This is a genomic window from Yoonia maritima (assembly GCF_002933395.1).
Taxonomy (GTDB): domain Bacteria; phylum Pseudomonadota; class Alphaproteobacteria; order Rhodobacterales; family Rhodobacteraceae; genus Yoonia; species Yoonia maritima_A.
The window spans coordinates 784,837-802,500 of sequence record NZ_PKFN01000007.1; the positions used below are offsets into that span (position 1 = coordinate 784,837).

General features: G+C 52.9%; 21 protein-coding genes and 1 tRNA gene. 13 read left to right on the top strand and 9 right to left on the bottom strand.

Going from position 1 to position 17,664, the window contains the following annotated elements; translation table 11 throughout:
• Positions 1–33: 33 nt before the first annotated feature.
• From purQ to purC, 3 genes are read right to left on the bottom strand one after another with little or no spacing between them, the layout of a single operon-like run.
• Positions 34–702, bottom strand: coding sequence for a phosphoribosylformylglycinamidine synthase subunit PurQ (purQ, locus tag CYQ09_RS05375; RefSeq protein WP_106744354.1), 669 nt, complete (start codon positions 700–702; stop codon positions 34–36).
• Complete coding sequence (gene purS / locus CYQ09_RS05380) at positions 702–932, bottom strand: phosphoribosylformylglycinamidine synthase subunit PurS (RefSeq protein WP_106744603.1); 231 nt, start codon at positions 930–932, stop codon at positions 702–704. The genes purQ and purS overlap by 1 nt, the downstream gene beginning before the upstream one ends.
• Positions 933–981: 49 nt before the next feature.
• On the bottom strand, positions 982–1,743 hold the full coding sequence (gene purC, locus CYQ09_RS05385; protein ID WP_106355456.1) for a phosphoribosylaminoimidazolesuccinocarboxamide synthase: 762 nt from the start codon (positions 1,741–1,743) through the stop codon (positions 982–984).
• A gap of 133 nt (positions 1,744–1,876) precedes the next feature.
• On the opposite strand from purC, the gene CYQ09_RS05390 reads away from it, so the two are divergent.
• The 4 genes from CYQ09_RS05390 to bmt all read left to right on the top strand — a co-directional run bounded on the left by CYQ09_RS05390 (position 1,877) and on the right by bmt (position 5,159).
• The gene (locus CYQ09_RS05390) at positions 1,877–2,191 is read left to right on the top strand and encodes a DUF1476 domain-containing protein (protein WP_106744355.1); all 315 of its coding nucleotides are present in this window, start codon (positions 1,877–1,879) and stop codon (positions 2,189–2,191) included.
• Between the two features lie 108 nt (positions 2,192–2,299).
• Positions 2,300–3,058 (top strand): hypothetical protein, encoded by a 759-nt coding sequence (locus CYQ09_RS05395; protein WP_106744356.1) that lies wholly within the window; start codon positions 2,300–2,302, stop codon positions 3,056–3,058.
• A gap of 23 nt (positions 3,059–3,081) precedes the next feature.
• On the top strand, positions 3,082–4,149 hold the full coding sequence (locus tag CYQ09_RS05400; RefSeq protein ID WP_106744357.1) for a DUF2156 domain-containing protein: 1,068 nt from the start codon (positions 3,082–3,084) through the stop codon (positions 4,147–4,149).
• Positions 4,146–5,159, top strand: a complete 1,014-nt coding sequence (gene bmt / locus CYQ09_RS05405; protein ID WP_106744358.1) for a betaine--homocysteine S-methyltransferase — start codon at positions 4,146–4,148, stop codon at positions 5,157–5,159. The genes CYQ09_RS05400 and bmt overlap by 4 nt, the downstream gene beginning before the upstream one ends.
• Before the next feature lie 2 nt (positions 5,160–5,161).
• Here bmt and CYQ09_RS05410 read toward each other — a convergent pair whose 3' ends face one another.
• Entirely contained in the window at positions 5,162–6,244 is a 1,083-nt protein-coding gene (locus tag CYQ09_RS05410; protein WP_106744359.1) for a PA0069 family radical SAM protein, read from the bottom strand.
• A 133-nt stretch (positions 6,245–6,377) separates the two neighbouring features.
• On the opposite strand from CYQ09_RS05410, the gene CYQ09_RS05415 reads away from it, so the two are divergent.
• The 3 genes from CYQ09_RS05415 to CYQ09_RS05420 are packed head-to-tail and all read left to right on the top strand — an operon-like array spanning position 6,378 to position 7,911.
• Positions 6,378–7,082, top strand: coding sequence for a corrinoid protein (locus CYQ09_RS05415; protein ID WP_106355467.1), 705 nt, complete (start codon positions 6,378–6,380; stop codon positions 7,080–7,082).
• Between the two features lie 44 nt (positions 7,083–7,126).
• Positions 7,127–7,291, top strand: coding sequence for a hypothetical protein (locus tag CYQ09_RS18250; protein ID WP_162617571.1), 165 nt, complete (start codon positions 7,127–7,129; stop codon positions 7,289–7,291).
• Positions 7,288–7,911, top strand: a complete 624-nt coding sequence (locus CYQ09_RS05420) for a DUF1638 domain-containing protein (protein WP_106744360.1) — start codon at positions 7,288–7,290, stop codon at positions 7,909–7,911. Before CYQ09_RS18250 ends, CYQ09_RS05420 begins: the two co-directional genes overlap by 4 nt.
• Here CYQ09_RS05420 and CYQ09_RS05425 read toward each other — a convergent pair.
• From CYQ09_RS05425 to purM, 4 genes are all read right to left on the bottom strand, one after another.
• Entirely contained in the window at positions 7,908–8,315 is a 408-nt protein-coding gene (locus CYQ09_RS05425; RefSeq protein ID WP_106744604.1) for a SufE family protein, read from the bottom strand. The genes CYQ09_RS05420 and CYQ09_RS05425 overlap by 4 nt on opposite strands.
• Positions 8,316–8,373: 58 nt before the next feature.
• Positions 8,374–9,531 carry a ribonuclease D gene (gene rnd / locus CYQ09_RS05430; protein ID WP_106744361.1) on the bottom strand — a complete coding sequence of 386 codons (1,158 nt, stop codon included), beginning with the start codon at positions 9,529–9,531 and terminating at the stop codon, positions 8,374–8,376.
• Positions 9,532–9,617: 86 nt separating this feature from the next.
• Positions 9,618–10,214 (bottom strand): phosphoribosylglycinamide formyltransferase, encoded by a 597-nt coding sequence (gene purN / locus CYQ09_RS05435; RefSeq protein WP_106744362.1) that lies wholly within the window; start codon positions 10,212–10,214, stop codon positions 9,618–9,620.
• Positions 10,211–11,251 carry a phosphoribosylformylglycinamidine cyclo-ligase gene (purM, locus tag CYQ09_RS05440; RefSeq protein ID WP_106744363.1) on the bottom strand — a complete coding sequence of 347 codons (1,041 nt, stop codon included), beginning with the start codon at positions 11,249–11,251 and terminating at the stop codon, positions 10,211–10,213. Before purM ends, purN begins: the two co-directional genes overlap by 4 nt.
• A gap of 315 nt (positions 11,252–11,566) precedes the next feature.
• On the opposite strand from purM, the gene CYQ09_RS05445 reads away from it, so the two are divergent.
• The 3 genes from CYQ09_RS05445 (at position 11,567) to CYQ09_RS05455 (ending at position 13,713) form a co-directional block, all read left to right on the top strand.
• Positions 11,567–11,643: transfer RNA gene (locus CYQ09_RS05445), tRNA-Ile, on the top strand.
• Between the two features lie 161 nt (positions 11,644–11,804).
• Complete coding sequence (locus CYQ09_RS05450; protein ID WP_106744364.1) at positions 11,805–13,013, top strand: NADP-dependent isocitrate dehydrogenase; 1,209 nt, start codon at positions 11,805–11,807, stop codon at positions 13,011–13,013.
• A gap of 88 nt (positions 13,014–13,101) precedes the next feature.
• A complete protein-coding gene (locus CYQ09_RS05455) occupies positions 13,102–13,713 on the top strand; it encodes a YitT family protein (protein WP_106744365.1) in 612 nt (203 codons plus the stop codon).
• Between the two features lie 2 nt (positions 13,714–13,715).
• On the opposite strand, the gene CYQ09_RS05460 is transcribed toward CYQ09_RS05455, so the two are convergent.
• Positions 13,716–14,564, bottom strand: coding sequence for a transferrin-binding protein-like solute binding protein (locus tag CYQ09_RS05460; protein WP_106744366.1), 849 nt, complete (start codon positions 14,562–14,564; stop codon positions 13,716–13,718).
• A 181-nt stretch (positions 14,565–14,745) separates the two neighbouring features.
• On the opposite strand from CYQ09_RS05460, the gene CYQ09_RS05465 reads away from it, so the two are divergent.
• From CYQ09_RS05465 to CYQ09_RS05475, 3 genes are all read left to right on the top strand, one after another.
• The gene (locus tag CYQ09_RS05465; RefSeq protein ID WP_106744605.1) at positions 14,746–15,081 is read left to right on the top strand and encodes a DMT family transporter; all 336 of its coding nucleotides are present in this window, start codon (positions 14,746–14,748) and stop codon (positions 15,079–15,081) included.
• Between the two features lie 80 nt (positions 15,082–15,161).
• Positions 15,162–16,979, top strand: a complete 1,818-nt coding sequence (gene typA, locus CYQ09_RS05470; protein WP_106744606.1) for a translational GTPase TypA — start codon at positions 15,162–15,164, stop codon at positions 16,977–16,979.
• Between the two features lie 101 nt (positions 16,980–17,080).
• Positions 17,081–17,638 carry a VOC family protein gene (locus CYQ09_RS05475; RefSeq protein WP_106744607.1) on the top strand — a complete coding sequence of 186 codons (558 nt, stop codon included), beginning with the start codon at positions 17,081–17,083 and terminating at the stop codon, positions 17,636–17,638.
• The last annotated feature ends 26 nt before the right edge of the window (positions 17,639–17,664 follow it).

The window sequence follows — 17,664 nt, forward strand, 5'->3', positions numbered from 1 at the left end:
ATGGCCACGGTACCCCCACAGCAAGGACGCAACTTAGGCGGAAACCAATTGATCCATCAGTCCGCGGAAAAGCGCCTGCCCATCCGTGCCACCGTGACCTTCGTCAACGGCACGTTCTGGGTGTGGCATCATACCAAGAACACGACGATTTTCAGACAAGACGCCCGCAATATCGGCAACAGACCCGTTCGGATTTACGACATACCGGAACGCGACGCGATCCTCTGCTTCGATCTTTTTCAGGCCGTCGGTGTCAATGGAATAGTTTCCATCATGGTGTGCAACAGGATAGTCAACCACATCACCAACCGCGTAACCCGAGGTGAATTCAGAATTTGAACTTTCTACTTTCAGATCAACGGACTTACAGATGAACTTAAGGTTCGCGTTGCGCATCAACGCGCCCGGAAGCAATCCCGTTTCAGTCAAGACTTGAAATCCATTGCAGACACCAAGAACGTAACCGCCACGGTTTGCGTGATCCACAATCGCCTTGCAAATCGGAGACTGCGCAGCAATCGCACCACAGCGCAAGTAGTCGCCAAATGAAAACCCGCCAGGAACAGCAACAAGGTCAACGTTGTCAGGCAACGCTGCATCTTTGTGCCATACCATACTTACATCAGCGCCGGCCGCTTTTAAGGCGACCGCCATGTCGCGGTCGCAGTTGGAACCGGGAAAAACAACGACAGCAGCGCGCATCAAAGCACCTCGATCCGGTAGCTTTCGATCACAGTATTCGCGAGCAATTTTTCGCACATCTGTTCGATCGTCGCTTCGGTAGTGCCTTCGGCGAGATCAAGTTCAATCACTTTACCCTGACGCACACCTTCGACGCCATCAAAGCCAAGGCTCCCGAGCGCGTGACGCACGGCCTCTCCCTGCGGGTCAAGTACACCGTTTTTCAACATTACATATACGCGGGCTTTCATCAGCGGCATTCCCTTGTCTCGGTTCGTTTCAAGTAGTCAAAAACCAACGTTAGTTGATCAATGTTGGCTTTGTTGCATGAGTCACGTTGGATGGCATAACGCCCAAACGCTTTGCAACTTCGGTGTATGCATCGGCCAGATCGCCCAGATCGCGCCGAAACACGTCTTTGTCCAGCTTTTGACCTGTTTCGATATCCCACAACCGGCAGCTATCGGGGCTAATTTCATCGGCCAAAAGCAGACGCGGAAATTCATTATCCCAAACGCGACCGATCTCAATTTTGAAATCAACCAGTTTGATACCAACACCGAACATGACGCCGGACATCCAGTCATTCACACGCAGGGCAAGACTGATAATATCATCCAAGTCCTGCTGGCTCGCCCAACCGAATGCAACGATGTATTCTTCTGGAACCAACGGATCACCCAAAGCATCGTCTTTGTACGAAAATTCGACAATCGGACGCGGCAACGGGGTACCTTCTTCCATGCCAAGACGTTTCGCCATTGAGCCGGCAGCAACATTGCGCACGATCACCTCAAGCGGGATGATCTCAACTTGACGAATTAGCTGTTCGCGCATGTTCAAACGTTTAATGAAATGCGTCGGGATACCGATATTGCTCAGGCCGGTCATAAAGAACTCTGAAAGACGGTTATTCAACACGCCTTTGCCGTCGATTACAGCCTTCTTCTCCGCGTTAAAAGCGGTCGCGTCGTCCTTAAAGTACTGGACAAGCGTCCCTGGCTCAGGACCTTCGTACAAGACCTTTGCTTTGCCTTCGTAAATTTTCTTGCGGCGTGCCATGCTCACCTCTTTTTACATGCGCCTGCCCGCCCTGGGCCGCGTCATACGCGCGTCATAGTGCAAGCACACCTTGCGAGCAAGCACCTGCGAAACCATATGTTATATATCTGTTCAACAAAGCCATGAGGTTATTATGAACACGTTTCAAGACCGCGAACGCGCCTTCGAGGCCAAATTCGCACATGACGCCGAAATGCAGTTTAAAGCCGTTGCGCGGCGAAATCGTCTACTCGGCCTTTGGGCCGCCGCGCTCATGAATAAATCCGCCGAAGAAACTGCGGTTTACGCAAGTGAAATCGTTGCAGCTGATATGACACACCCTGACGACACCGACATGATCAATAAACTGGTTGCCGACCTTGGCGACCGTGCGGATGAAACGACCATTCGTGCGCAAATGGCCGTATTGCTGCTTGAGGCAAAAGAACAAATACTGTCAGAAACCTAAAACCACGCCACGGCTACACTGTAACTGCACATTTTACGTTTTTAACTCTCGCATTAATTTGCAATTCATCACATATGCGTAATCCGGAATTAGTAAGCCGGAGCAAGCATGAAAAAACCACCGAACAAAGCTTCACGTTTCGCTCTTGCGAAAGGGATAAAAATCGCCCTGCCCACCCTTATTTTGGCGATTTGCGTTACTGTGCTTTGGCAAAAAATCGTCGCAATGGACATCAGCGCTATTAAAAGCGCATTAATCGCTGTCGATCTCAAATCGTGCGCCATTGCAGCGTTGGCGACTTGGCTAAGCTTGCGGGCCGTCGGACAATACGACGCAATCTGGCATCAAATTCTGCGGACGGGGATTGCATCTCATGTTGCCGTGCGCGCAGGCACGACATCGGTTGCAATTGCTCAAACACTTGGGTTTGGCGCAATAACGGCCAGCTTGGCACGGCTGCGTTCGCTACCGCAACTTTCGCTCTGGCAGGTGACGCAGCTTTCGGCGGCTATATCCTTAACATTTATGGCATGTTGGGCGCTTTATGCGCTTGTCGCAGCATGGTGGCTCGGCGCAACGACGCAGATTTGGATCATACTCATCGCACTGACATCTATCATCATGCTAGGAACTGTCGCTTTTGGACGGCGTAAGTTTAAGGGAGCGCTTACAACGACACGGCTTTTTCAACTTCTGGGCTGGACCGGGTTTGACATGTTATGCGCGGCGGCCGCGCTTTACGTTCTGCTACCAGCCGGTGCTGAAACGCCGTTCACAATGTTATTCGCGGCCTACATTATCGCGTTGGGTGCAGGGCTTTTATCAAGCAGTCCCGGTGGCGCGGCGCATTTGACCTTACCCTACTAACACTGCTCTCCGGCCAAGAAGATATGGTCGCAGGTCTTATCGTTTTCCGGGTGATCTATTACATCATCCCAGCCGCAATCGCATTCATTGCCATCATGTCACGCAAAAGACCGACCACTGCGGACATCAAAGGCCCCGCATTTTGGATGCTTGCACATCAAACCGGCGCCCTGCGGCACATCGCAGGGCGCGATTGGTTCATCGGGCGGTTGCCGTTTTTTCACTGTAGCATTGGGGCACATGATCAACAGCACGGTGACCCTGTAGATGTACGAAAAATCGGCCGCGTCGCACGACGCCGGGGCCAATGCGGTGTTTTTTATAATTGCTCACCACGACTTGCCGCAGTCGCAGATCGGGCAGGCTGGTACGTGCGTCGCATCGCGATGGAGGCTGTCATTCGCCCCGAACACTGGACACTCGAAGGACGCCGGTTTCAAACTTTACGGCGCAAATTGCGCCGTGCCGAATTGGCGGGCGTTCACATCCAACAGGCCAATGATGCGCACACCATGCCGGTTCTAGCGGAAATTGCGCGCCACTGGGCAATTCAGCATGGCGGTGAAATGGGGTTCTCGATGGGTCGGTTTTCAACCGACCTGGTCGCGAAACAGCGTGTATTTTTAATTAAAAATGACCGCAAAATTATTGGCTTTGTTACATCTTGTGTCAGCCAGGATAACTGGCACCTTGATCTAATCCGCCACCGGGGTCGTCTTCCTGATGGGGCCATACATGCCGCGATTGTCGCCGCTATTGACGCCGCGGCGACGGAAAACGTCACGCTTGTATCGCTTGCGACAGTGCCAGACCCACGACACACACCGTCATATTGGTCGGATCGAAAACGTGGGTTAATTCAATTCAAACGGAGTTTTTCACCAGTTTGGCTGCCGCGCTACCACGCTGCCCCCAATAAGCTGATGTTTTGGATGAGCGGACTGGCCATCGCTGTCGCGATACACCGCCCATTGCAAAACTTGCCTTGGAAAGCGTTACGCCTCATCAAAATAGCAGCTTTGGAATTGAAGTTATCCCCAAGACGTGACAAGCGACTATTCAAACAAAACGGGAGCCCCGAGAGATCATGACGAACGTCCTTTCAGAACTGCTTGAAACGCGCGACTGGCTGATGGCCGACGGTGCGACCGGAACGAACCTGTTCAACATGGGGCTTATGTCCGGCGATGCGCCTGAAATGTGGAACGTTGATGAAACGGCCAAAATCAAAGCATTGTACAGCGGTGCAGCCGACGCGGGTAGTGATATCTTCCTGACCAACAGCTTTGGCGCGAACGCATCACGCCTAAAATTGCACGGCGCAGAAAGCCGCGTACGCGAATTGAACAAAGCCGCCGCTGAACTGGGGCGCGAAGTCGCTGACGCCTCTGGTCGCAAGATCGTCGTGGCCGGCTCTGTTGGACCAACCGGTGAGATCATGGCACCTATGGGAACCTTAACTCACGAACGCGCCGTTGAGATGTTCCACGAACAAGCAGAGGGCCTAAAAGAAGGCGGCGCAGACGTGCTTTGGGTTGAAACCATCAGTGCGGCCGAAGAATTTGATGCTGCCGCCGAAGCATTCGCGCTTGCCGGTATGCCTTGGTGTGGCACGATGAGCTTTGATACCGCCGGGCGCACCATGATGGGGCTCACGTCGGCTGACATGGTTAAAAAAGTCGGCAAGATCGCGCATCAGCCGCTCGCATTTGGTGCCAACTGTGGCGTTGGCGCTTCTGACCTGCTGCGGACTGTCTTGGGCTTTACCGCTGCTGGCCCGACTGCGCCGATCATCGCAAAAGGGAACGCGGGCATTCCAAAGTACCACGACGGTCACATCCACTATGACGGCACGCCTGAACTAATGGGTGATTACGCTGTATTGGCCCGCGATTGCGGTGCGACCATCATCGGTGGCTGCTGCGGAACAACCCCAGAGCACCTGCGCGCCATGCGCGAAGCGCTCGAAACACGGCCACGCGGTGAACGCCCGACACTGGAACAGATTTCAGAAAGCTTGGGCGGCTTTTCGTCTGCATCTGACGGCACCGATGGTGCAGGCCCAGAGGCCGCACCACGCCGCGGTCGTCGCCGCAAATAAGCTTAAAGAAGCGAAAGCTGGTCCCCGCTCTGTGGGGGCCGCGCGAATAGATCAGTCCGCAAAGCGGGCAATGACCGATCAAGCCCCAGCTTACGCGTCGCGAGCTTAAACCGCTGCTTGATCATCACAGCCCATTCCCCCTGCCCGGTCATGCGTTTTCCAAAGTCTGGATCGTATTCTTTTCCGCCGTGCAATTCGCGCACGCGGCCCATCACGCGATCCGCCCGATCAGGGTATTGATCACGTAGCCAATCCTGAAACAGGCCAGCGACCTCTCGGGGAAGCCGCAGCACAATTGAAGAGGCCGCAACGGCACCAGCCTTTGCGCAGGCCTCTAGGATTGCCTCTAGCTCATGATCGGTAAGCGCGGGAACCACGGGTGAAACCATTGCACGTATCGGCACCCCAGCCTCGGTTAACCTTGATATCGTGCGCAGGCGCGCAGCGGGTGACGGTACACGCGGTTCCATTGCCCGCGATGTTTTGGGATCAAGCGTGGTCACTGAAACCCCGACACGCAGCAGCCCCTTCGCCGCCATCGGCGCTAGAATATCAATGTCACGTTCAATTAACGTGCCCTTTGTGACAATCGCAACGGGATGATTAAAATCCGACAAGACGCTTAACACCTCGCGCATAATGCCGCGCGTTTTTTCGATGGGTTGATACGGATCGGTATTTGTCCCAATCGCGATCGTTGCCGGGACATATCGCGGGCTTGATAGCTCTTTGCGCAATTGTTCGGCCGCATTGGGACGCGCAATCAGTTTCGTTTCGAAATCAAGCCCCGGTGACAGCCCAAGAAACGCATGGCTAGGCCGCGCAAAGCAATAGATGCAGCCATGTTCGCACCCCCGGTAAGGATTGATTGACCTGTCGAATGATAAGTCAGGCGACGTATTGCGCGTGATGACCTTGCGCGCTGTTTCATCGCTTACCTCTGTCCGTAGAACAGGCAACTCATCGTCTTGATACCACCCATCATCCACCGCCCGCGTTGTATAACGGTCATAACGCACGTCAGGATTGGACGCTGCTGCCCTACCGGGCGTCCGATTATGTCGCTGGGTTAGGTCATTGTTCATTCCGCCAAATTAGAACAAATAACGAACATCAGCAAGTGCTGGTCGGTCTTGAATTTTTGAATGTCGCAAATCACTGGCTGGTCAAATCAATAAAGGCGCATTACGTAAGGACGAAATGCAATAGAGGTGCCAAATGTCCGACGAAGAAGATGACATCATCCTGTCCGAACTGAATGACGAGGATCTCGTCGCACAGATGTTTGACGACCTTTACGATGGTATGAAAGAAGAGATCGAAGAGGGTGTGAACATCCTGATCGAACGTGGCTGGGCCCCATATAAGGTTCTGACCGAAGCCTTGGTTGGCGGCATGACGATTGTTGGCCATGACTTCCGCGATGGCATCTTGTTCGTTCCCGAAGTTCTACTTGCAGCGAATGCGATGAAAGGTGGCATGTCCATCTTGAAACCGTTGCTGATTGCAACTGGCGCGCCGCGCATGGGCAAAATGGTCATTGGCACGGTCAAAGGCGACATCCACGACATCGGCAAAAACCTTGTTGCGATGATGATGGAAGGCGCAGGTTTCGAAGTCACCGACCTTGGCATCAACAACGCCGTCGAAGCCTATATCGAAGCCATCGAAGCCGAAGATGCTGATATCTTGGGGATGTCCGCCCTACTGACGACCACAATGCCATATATGAAGGTTGTGATCGACACGATGGTCGAAAAAGGCATGCGCGATGATTATATCGTTCTTGTTGGTGGTGCGCCCTTGAACGAAGAGTTCGGCAAAGCCATTGGCGCAGACGCATATTGCCGTGATGCGGCTGTTGCCGTTGAAACGGCCAAAGCGCTTGTTGCCCGTAAACATAATCAGGGTGCCTCGGCCTAACCCAACTCGGTCGCGGCATCCGTTCGAAAGAATAAGGACTTAAGATGCCGCGCACGACTTTTGCTTTGCTTTTGCTTTGCGTCATCGCATTTGCCGCGTTCACAATTTGGCTCGCGACCGCCTTTGGCGCGACCTTTGGTGCTGTCAGCGTCTTTGTCATTATCAGCGTCGCATTATGTGCACGTTTCATCATCGCCAGAAACCAATGACCAGCGACGCGACCCTTACCCGTGACGGACTGGCGCCCGATGGGCGTGGGCAGGTTCTGCTAATCGCCTGCGGTGCATTGGCCCGCGAGATTATCGCGCTGCGTTCAGGTAATGGCTGGGATCATCTGGACCTGCAGTGCCTGCCGGCCATCTATCACGCCAGACCCGAGAAAATTGTTCCCGCTGTCCGCGCCGCTGTTGAAAAACATCGTTCGGATTACGACCGCATATTTGTTGTCTATGCTGACTGTGGCACTGGCGGCGCATTGGAAGCCGCCTGTTCTGAATTGGGCGTCAAGATGATCGCTGGCCCCCACTGCTATTCATTTTTTGAAGGCAACGCGGCATTTGATGCGCTTGATGAAGTCACATCATTCTATCTCACTGATTTTTTGGTGCGCCAATTCGATGCCTTCGTCTGGGAGCCACTTGGCCTAGACAAGCACCCAGAGCTGCGCGACATGTACTTTGGCAATTACGAAAAGCTGGTCTATCAGGGGCAAACAAAAAACCCAGAACTGATAGAAAGAGCACGCGCATGCGCTGATCGCTTGGGGCTTCAGTTCGAATATAGATTTACAGGTTACGGCGATCTGACTGCCGCGTTACGATCTGCCTAGGCAGCCGCTGCGGTTTCCCGTATGCGTTCAACCATGGCACGCAATCCATTCGAACGCTGCGCTGACAAGTGGTCGTTCAACCCAAGCCGTGCCAATTCCGCTGGCGCATCAATGCGCGCAATGTCTGCCACTGGTTGGTCGTTATAAAGCGTCAGCAGTATCGCAATCAGCCCCTGCACGATCATCGCATCACTTGCACCGCGAAAGGTAAACACATCATCTTTGATCTGCGGAACAAGCCAAACTTGACTCGCGCAACCGTCCACCTTGGTCGCTGGAACGCGCAATGCATCCTCAAGCGGCTCCATCGCTTTGCCCATGTCAATCACATGACGATAGCGATCTTCCCAATCGTCAAGAAATTCGAAGGTTTCAACAAGTTCTTCAAAGTCGGGGTTTGCCATTGCAGTACCTTTTGCGTGCCTGTCACCCATGTAGGGGCCCGGCCCCCGCTGGTCCAGATCAAAGCGTGACGGTGACGACTTTCTGTCCCTTTACAGCCAGACCAACAAGCCCATCACACATACGAAGAGCTTCATGACCGAACACTTCGCGGCGCCATCCTTTAAGTGCAGGAACATCGCGTTCACCACCCGCTAAAGCATCCAAATCAGCAGATGTCGCGACAAGCTTTTGCGCGACGCCTTCCTGATCTGTCTTCGCCTTCAGAAGAACACGCAACATGTCGGCCAAAGCAGGGTTCACTTGCAGTTTCGCCCGTGGATTTACGACAGTTGGCATGTCTTCGGGTTTGACGTTCACCCCATCTTGGACAGCTTTCAGAATACCCTGAGCAATATCGCCTCTGCGCGCCTCGCGCAGCAGCAGGCGCGAACGGCCTAAATCTGCTTCATTTTGTGGTTTGGTTGACGCCAATTCGACCAAGGCATCATCTTTATACACACGGCTACGTGGGATGTTGCGCTCTTGAGCGTAAATTTCGCGAAAGCGAGCCAATTCACGGACGATTGCAAGAAAACGACCTGACTGCGTACGGGTTTTCACACGCTTCCAAGCAGCATCAGGGTCGGCCTGATACGTCGCTGGATCCTTAAGAACTGCCATTTCTTCGGCGACCCATTTCTTGCGCCCCGATTTGTCCAACTGGGCCGATAGAAACTCATAGATATCGCGCAAGTGTGTCACATCAGCCAAGGCATATTTGGCCTGTGCATCTGTCAACGGGCGGCGCGACCAATCAGTAAAGCGTGACGATTTGTCCAAATCCGACTTTGCGATCTTGCGCACCAAAGTCTCATAGCCCACTTGTTCGCCAAACCCACAGACCATTGCGGCGACCTGCGTGTCAAACAGCGGTTCAGGGATAACGCCTGCATCAACAAAGAAAATCTCAAGATCTTGGCGGGCAGCATGGAATACTTTGACCACCCCAACGTCACGGTAAAGATCATATAGTGGTTCTAGCGACAGACCATCAGCAAGTGGGTCAACCAGAACAGCATCTTCGCCATTTTCATCCTGATAGGCCAACTGCACGAGACATAGTTTAGAATAATACGTCCGCTCGCGTAAAAACTCAGTGTCTACGGTTACATATGGCCGCTTTGCCGCCTCTTTACAAAAGTCTGCCAAAGCTTCGGTCGTAGTGATCTTTTTCATAGGTCGTCCGTCAATCGTTCAATACTAGGCCACAGTGGTGACGTTTGATAAGCGATTGACCCAAAAATGAAAAGGTCGGCTGTGCATTAGCCGTTAATCATTACCGGCGTGCGGTCCCCAGCAGCGTAACGTTGCAACACTTGCGGGTATATTTGGTGTTCAAAAGGTAACAAACGGGCGGCCAACGTTTCGGCAGTATCATCAGCGGTGATCGCTATTTTCGCCTGCCCTAAAATCGGACCACCATCCAATTCCGCGGTGACTTCATGCACGCTGCAGCCGTGTTCCGTATCGCCTGCCTCTAACGCGCGGGCATGTGTGTGCAGACCTTTGTATTTCGGCAGCAGTGACGGGTGGATGTTCAACATCCGTCCTTCCCAGTTGCGCGTAAATTCTGGCGTCAAAATACGCATAAACCCTGCAAGACAAATAATGTCAGGCTTTGCGATCTCTAAGGCCTTTTGCAAAGCGGTCTCAAACGCGGCGCGATCTTTGCCATACGGTTTGTGATCGACAGCAAAGGTTGGCACATTCAATGCACGCGCTTTGGCAAGACCACCAGCATTTGGATCGTTTGAAAGCACCAGAACGGGCCGCGCCGGATGATCGCCGGTCATGGAATTGACCAGCGACACCATATTAGAACCACCGCCTGAAATCAGGATCGCAACGCGTTTAGTCACAAAAGAGCACCCGAATAGGAAACGCCTTCGCCTTTGGTCACTGTACCAAGGTGATGCACAGTTTCGCCGGCCTCGGCCAGCAAGACAGTCAATGCCTCAGCTTCTGCAGCATCCACGGCCAGAACCATGCCGATGCCCGCGTTGAACGTTTTCAACAGCTCTGCTTCGGCCATGCCGCCGGTTTCAGCGAGCCAACGGAAGACCGGAGGAAGCTCCCATGAACCCAGATCAATCTGCGCGCCCAAGCCTTCAGGCAGAACACGCGGCAGGTTCTCAGTCAGCCCACCACCAGTGATATGGGCCAGCGCATGCACGCCCCCTGCCCGTACTGCAGCAAGTGCTTGTTTTACATACAGACGCGTTGGCGCCAGCAGCGCCTCACCCAATGCGCCATCAGCAAATGGCGCATCGTCGGCCCAGGCCAAACCAGAAAGCTCAACAACACGGCGCACCAGCGAATAACCGTTTGAGTGCACACCATCAGATGCGAGCCCCAACAGCACGTCGCCTTCGGAAACACCGGCTGGCAATTCAGCGCCACGTTCCATCGCACCAACAGCGAAACCAGCCAGATCGAAATCACCTTCGTGATACATGCCGGGCATTTCAGCAGTTTCGCCGCCGATCAACGCACAACCTGATGCTTCACATCCAGCAGCGATACCTTCGATAATGCGGGTCGCCTCGTCTAGTTCGAGCTTACCAGTCGCAAAGTAATCAAGGAAAAACAGTGGCTCTGCACCCTGACACACCAGATCATTCACACACATCGCGACCAGATCGATCCCGATGGTATCAACGTTGCCTGTGTCAATCGCGATACGCAGCTTGGTGCCAACGCCGTCAGTGGCGGCCACCAGAACGGGGTCGGTGTAACCCGCACCTTTTAGATCAAACAAAGCACCAAAACCGCCAAGTCCGGCCATCACACCCGGACGGGCCGTGCGCTTTGCTGCTGGTTTGATGCGCTCTACCAGCGAATTGCCAGCATCGATATCTACCCCAGCATCTGCGTAGGTCAGGCCGTTTTTGGTCATTGTGACACCCCATCTTTACGTTGAAGCTGCGATAGCCGAACCCCCGCGATTGCGCAACGCACTCGCGCGCTGAAACCACAATAAAATGCGTTTCACATACGGTTTATTAACCCTTTCACTCGTATTCATTGCCAGAGACCGAAGCCCTCCTCAACTTCAATGGTATCTCTAGACAAACGAAACGGCGGAAACTGACGGTTCAAACCAAATAGTTCCCGCCGTTTATCTGAAAGCACGCGCTTCCCTATAGATTGAAAAGATTGCGTAACTGCTGCTTGACGCCTCTGCATGTTCTGTTACTTCATGCGCCACGGGGGGCCTGTAGCTCAACTGGTTAGAGCAGAGCGCTCATAACGCTTTGGTTGCGGGTTCAAGTCCTGCCGGGCCTACCACCTTATACCCCACCGTGATTCCAATTCGCCTAATATATCAGCACGCCGCTTTGGGTATAAATCGCCTTAAAAATATTAGGTATACCAATGTATACAGCCTTCCTGCGGCCATAATTATGCGTTATGGGATAAACAGAATCCATCCTTATACGGAGAGACACATGACTAAGATCAAGGTAGAAAACCCGATCGTCGAATTAGACGGCGATGAAATGACTCGTATCATTTGGGATTTCATCAAGAAAAAGCTGATCCTGCCTTATCTGGACCTCGATTTAAAGTATTACGATCTTGGGATGGAGGTTCGTGACGAGACCAACGACCAAATCACGATTGATGCGGCCGAAGCAATTAAGAAATACGGCGTTGGCGTAAAATGTGCGACCATCACACCTGACGAAGCACGCGTTGAAGAATTCGGCCTCAAACAAATGTGGCGTAGCCCGAACGGTACGATCCGCAACATCCTTGGTGGCGTTGTTTTCCGTGCGCCGATCATCTGTAAAAACGTCCCGCGCCTTGTTCCTGGCTGGACTGACCCGATTGTTATTGGCCGTCATGCGTTTGGTGACCAATACAAAGCGACAGATTTCCTGATGCCCGGCCCTGGTAAGCTGACAATGAAGTTCGTTGGCGAAGACGGCACTGTGATCGAAAAAGAGGTCTATGACGCCCCTTCTGCTGGTGTCGCAATGGGTATGTACAACCTTGATCAGTCAATCATCGACTTTGCACGCGCATCGTTCAATTACGGCCTAAACGTTGGGTGGCCTGTGTATCTATCCACCAAGAACACCATCCTAAAAGCCTATGACGGCCGCTTTAAGGACCTATTCCAAAAGGTCTATGAAGAAGAATTTGCAGACAAGTTCAAAGAAGCGGGTATCTGGTACGAGCACCGTTTGATCGACGATATGGTTGCTTCTGCGATGAAATGGTCAGGTAAATTCGTCTGGGCATGCAAGAACTATGACGGCGATGTGCAGTCTGACACTGTTGCGCAAGGCTTTGGTTCACTTGGCCTGATGACATCACAATTGATGACCCCGGATGGGAAAATCGTCGAAGCCGAAGCCGCACATGGGACAGTGACACGTCACTACCGCCAACACCAAGCTGGCCAAGCGACTTCGACGAACTCTATCGCGTCGATCTTTGCCTGGACAGGTGGTTTAAAGCACCGCGCGAAACTCGACGACAATGCGCAATTGATGGGTTTTGCGTCGACTTTGGAAAAAGTCATCGTCGATACCGTCGAAAGCGGACACATGACCAAAGACTTGGCGCTGCTGGTTGGCCCAGATCAAAGCTGGCTGACGACCGAAGGCTTCCTCGAAAAGATCGACGAAAACCTAAACGCCGCTATGTAATATTTGTGTCGGGGGCAGTTTTGACTGTCTCCGGCACACCATCAGAATTGGATTGTGAGGGTCAACACTATTGACCTAAGATCACCCTATGACTGATTCCCCCACCCCACCAAAACACAGCCGCATTGATGACGCACAGGGCCTTGCCCTCGGCGTGTTTCTATGCGGCATTGGCCTACATGTTTTAACCCACGTTGGCCTAATCACTGGCCAAACTGCCGGACTCGCGGTGATTATTAGCTATCTGACCGGCTGGTCATTCGGCGCTGTGTTTTTCGTGGTTAACATTCCGTTTTATATTCTCGCATACCTACGACTGGGCGTTGCGTTCACTATAAAATCACTTGTGTCAGTAACCCTTCTGTCAGTCGTGACCGAACTGCTTCCAATGGGCTGGCAGATGGGAACAATTACACCGTGGCTCGGCGCAGTAGTGGCGGGCTGCGTCACGGGTGTCGGGCTGATCGTGATGTTTCGCCATAACGGATCGCTGGGCGGGTTTGGTGTGTTGGGCCTGATCATACAGGACGCGACAGGATTTCGCGCTGGCTACTTTCAACTGATTGTCGACGCAATTTTATTTAGCGCCGCGTTTTTCATATTGCCATTTCACTTGGTCATTTGGTCGCTGCTGGGCGCGGTGATCATCAACTTAAGTATCGCCGTCAATCACCGGCCCGACCGCTATGTTGCACGCTAGGGTTAGTCCACGGTTAGAATAAGCGTTCCTGCACCTTCAAAGTTACCGAACTCAAGCGCAAGAACCCCACCCAGTTCTTCGGCATCTGGACCATAAAACGTGCCGCCAACGCTACCCGCCGCGCCAGAACAACCACTTGCGCACGAAAGATCACCTTCAAAACTATTCCCGCCAAAGGACGTCTGACCAAGCGTCAGATCAACATCGGTTGTGTCATTCAAGCGCCCGTCCAAAGCACCCTCAACACGGCCTGCGAAATTCACGTCGAAAGTTGCGTCCCCTTCGTATTCCGCCTCTGTCGTTCCATTCAGCAGCCCTGACGCCTGAAAGCCCCCAGAATAAGTCGCCGTACCAGAGGTGATTTCTGCCGGATCAGTTTCAAATCCGAATACGTAATGTGTTTCGCCCGCAACAGCGCCACCCGTTTCAAACGCAACCAGCTCAACAGCGCCAACATAATCGCCTGAACGGCCCGCTTCGTAAATGAGCGTCACATCTTGACCATTCGCCAGATTGCCAGTGCCATTCGTAATCGCTACGGTCTCGCCCAACACATCAACGCTACCGCTCAATGCGCCTCCGGACAAAAAACCAGCATCTAGGGTAACACTGCCTGATTGTGCTGATGCCCCTGCACCATTTTCAAATGATGCAGACGTCAATGTCATTTCATTGCCTTCTGCATCTGTAAGATTTTGCGACACGGCATAATCTAACCCGTTTGAACCCGGGGTAGGATCATCGCCGGGAACAATGGGGTCCTCATCTTCGCCGCTACCGCCTCCGCCACCACAAGCGGTTGTCATTAAAAATAACGTGGTCATCAATGGTTTAGCAAAGTGAAGCTTCATCCAGAGGTCCTATTCTTTCGTCTCAAAGCCGCACAACCGTACGAGCGCTGTTTCTAATTTTAGAATACTATAACGGTAAACCATGCGACCACTATAGATGATCGAACTGCAGCGTCATTTTATGCGCAAAGTCGCCGTATTGCTTAATGACAGCAACGACCAACTCAGCTACGCCAGACATATGCCAGCACATTATATTCACCTTATCCTTGCAATCATCACAGAAACGATTGGCACATCAGCCTTGCAAGCCAGCGCGCAGTTTACGCGATTTTGGCCATCTGTATTGGTGGTTGTGTCATATGCAGCGTCGTTTTACCTACTTGCGCTGGCGCTCAAGGTCATGCCGGTGGGCATCCTATATGCCATGTGGTCCGGCCTCGGGATCGTATTAATCGCAGGTATCGGATATGCCGTGTTTGACCAAAAGCTTGACCTACCCGCCGTCATTGGCATTGCGCTGATCCTGATTGGCATCATAATCATACATCTATTTTCAAACACTTCGGCACACTAACGCCCGGTCTTGCGAATAAGGGGTAGCTTTTGCTGCAATTGCACGGTATCCGCGCGACAACTTACCCAAAAGGCAAACCTATGGATATCCGCAATATCGCGATCATCGCGCACGTTGACCACGGCAAGACTACTCTTGTTGATGAACTTCTAAAACAATCCGGCGTATACCGGGAAAACGAAGCCACCCAAGAACGGGCGATGGACAGCAATGACATCGAACGCGAGCGCGGCATCACGATTTTGGCGAAATGTACGTCTGTCGAATGGAAAGGCACACGTATCAACATCGTTGACACCCCTGGCCACGCCGACTTTGGTGGCGAAGTTGAACGCATCCTGTCGATGGTTGATGGTGTTGTGCTGCTGGTTGATGCGGCCGAAGGCCCGATGCCACAGACTAAATTCGTGACCTCCAAGGCGCTTGCGCTGGGTCTGCGCCCAATCGTAGTTGTGAACAAAGTCGACAAACCAGACGGTGAACCTGATCAGGCTGTTGATTCCGTATTCGACCTGTTTGCTGCACTTGAAGCAGACGACGATCAGCTTGATTTCCCTACGATGTTTGCGTCTGGCCGTTCTGGCTGGTGTGATAATGAATTGGACGGCCCACGCGAGAACCTGGACGCGCTGTTCGACAAAATCGTCGAACACGTCCCAACGCCAAAGCAGATTGAGCACAAAGACGAACCGTTCAAAATGCTCGCGACAACATTGTCTGCGGACCCATTCATCGGCCGTATTCTGACAGGCCGTGTTGAAACTGGTACGTTGAAAGCTGGTGACACAATCAAAGCCCTGTCACGTACTGGCGAAAAGATCGAACAGTTCCGCGTTTCAAAAATCCTAGCGTTCCGTGGTCTGCAGCAGCAGCCAATCGACGTTGCCGAAGCTGGCGACATCGTAACCGTCGCAGGTATGACCAAAGCAACCGTTGCTGACACACTATGTGACGTCAGCATCGACGAGCCGATCCCTGCCCAGCCGATTGACCCGCCAACCATCACTGTGACATTTGGCATCAACGACAGCCCGCTTGCTGGCCGTGACGGCAAACACGTGCAATCACGTGTGATCCGCAACCGTCTTGAAAAAGAATGCGAAGTCAACGTTGCGATCAAAATCGCTGACACTCCGGGTGGTGACGCGTTCGAAGTATCCGGTCGTGGCGAATTGCAGATGGGTGTTTTGATCGAAAACATGCGTCGTGAAGGCTTTGAGCTATCCATCTCACGTCCTCAGGTTATCTTTACCGAAGAAGACGGCCAGCGCATGGAACCTGTTGAAGAAGTCACCATCGACGTGGATGACGAATACACAGGTGTTGTCGTTGAAAAGCTAACCGGCCCACGCAAGGGCGAGCTGATCGAGATGAAGCCCGCCGGTGCTGGTAAAACCCGCATCATCGCCTATGTGCCGTCACGTGGTCTTATCGGTTACCACGGCGAATTCCTGACCGACACGCGCGGTTCGGGCGTGTTGAACCGTATCTTCCACGGAACAACGCCTTACAAAGGTAAGATTGATGGCCGCCGTCAAGGTGTTCTGATTTCCATGGAAAACGGTACCTCTGTTGCGTTTGCCCTGTGGAACCTCGAAGATCGCGGTAAGATGTTCATCGGCGCACAAGAACCTGTGTACCAAGGTATGATCATCGGTGAACACAGCCGTGAAAACGACCTCGAAGTGAACCCACTAAAAGGTAAGAAACTGACCAACGTGCGTGCCTCTGGCACGGATGAAGCAGTTCGTTTGACAACGCCTGTGACCATGTCACTGGAACAAGCCATCGCTTATATTGATGACGATGAACTGGTCGAAGTCACGCCAAACGCGATCCGTCTGCGTAAGCGTTACCTTGACCCGCACGAGCGCAAGCGTCAGTCACGCTCCGCCTAATTCGCGGCAACACTGCATTTTTGCACAGGGCGGTCCGCATGGGCCGCCCTTTTTCTTTGCGCGATCTCCGCTATCTTGTGCACAAACCGCAGGAGACGACCATGCAAAAGCTACAAAGCCAAGGTGTGCATCACATCACCATTACCGGTGCTGACCGGCAGTCTACCATCGACTTTTGGGAGGGCGTTCTGGGTATGCCGTTCGTGTTCGAACAGCCCAATTTGGACGACCCGAACCAAGGGCATCTTTATTTCGATCCCGGCGACGGCAGGCTAATCACCGTTTTCACTTCCGAAGACCGGACACCCAAACGCCAGATCGTTGACCAAAGCCAAGGTTATCTACATCATTTGGCCTTTGCGGTTTCAAAGGTCAGCTTTGATCAGGCCGTTGATCGGCTAAAAGAACGCAAAATCCCAAACTCGGGCCCAAAGGACCGGGGATTTATGGACAGTATCTATTTCCGCGATCCATGTGGGATGCTGATTGAATTGGCCAGCTACCGCTTTGAACCGCCGCAGGGGTATACGCACACAGATGTACTACACCGTGCGCATTTGATCCGTGTCGCTGCAGGTGATGATCACATCGACAAAGTGCATCTGGCAGATGCGATCGAAGCTCTCGTCGCTGACAGCGCCCCTAGCCTATCGCAGTAATAAAAAAGCGCGGTCAGTACCGCGCT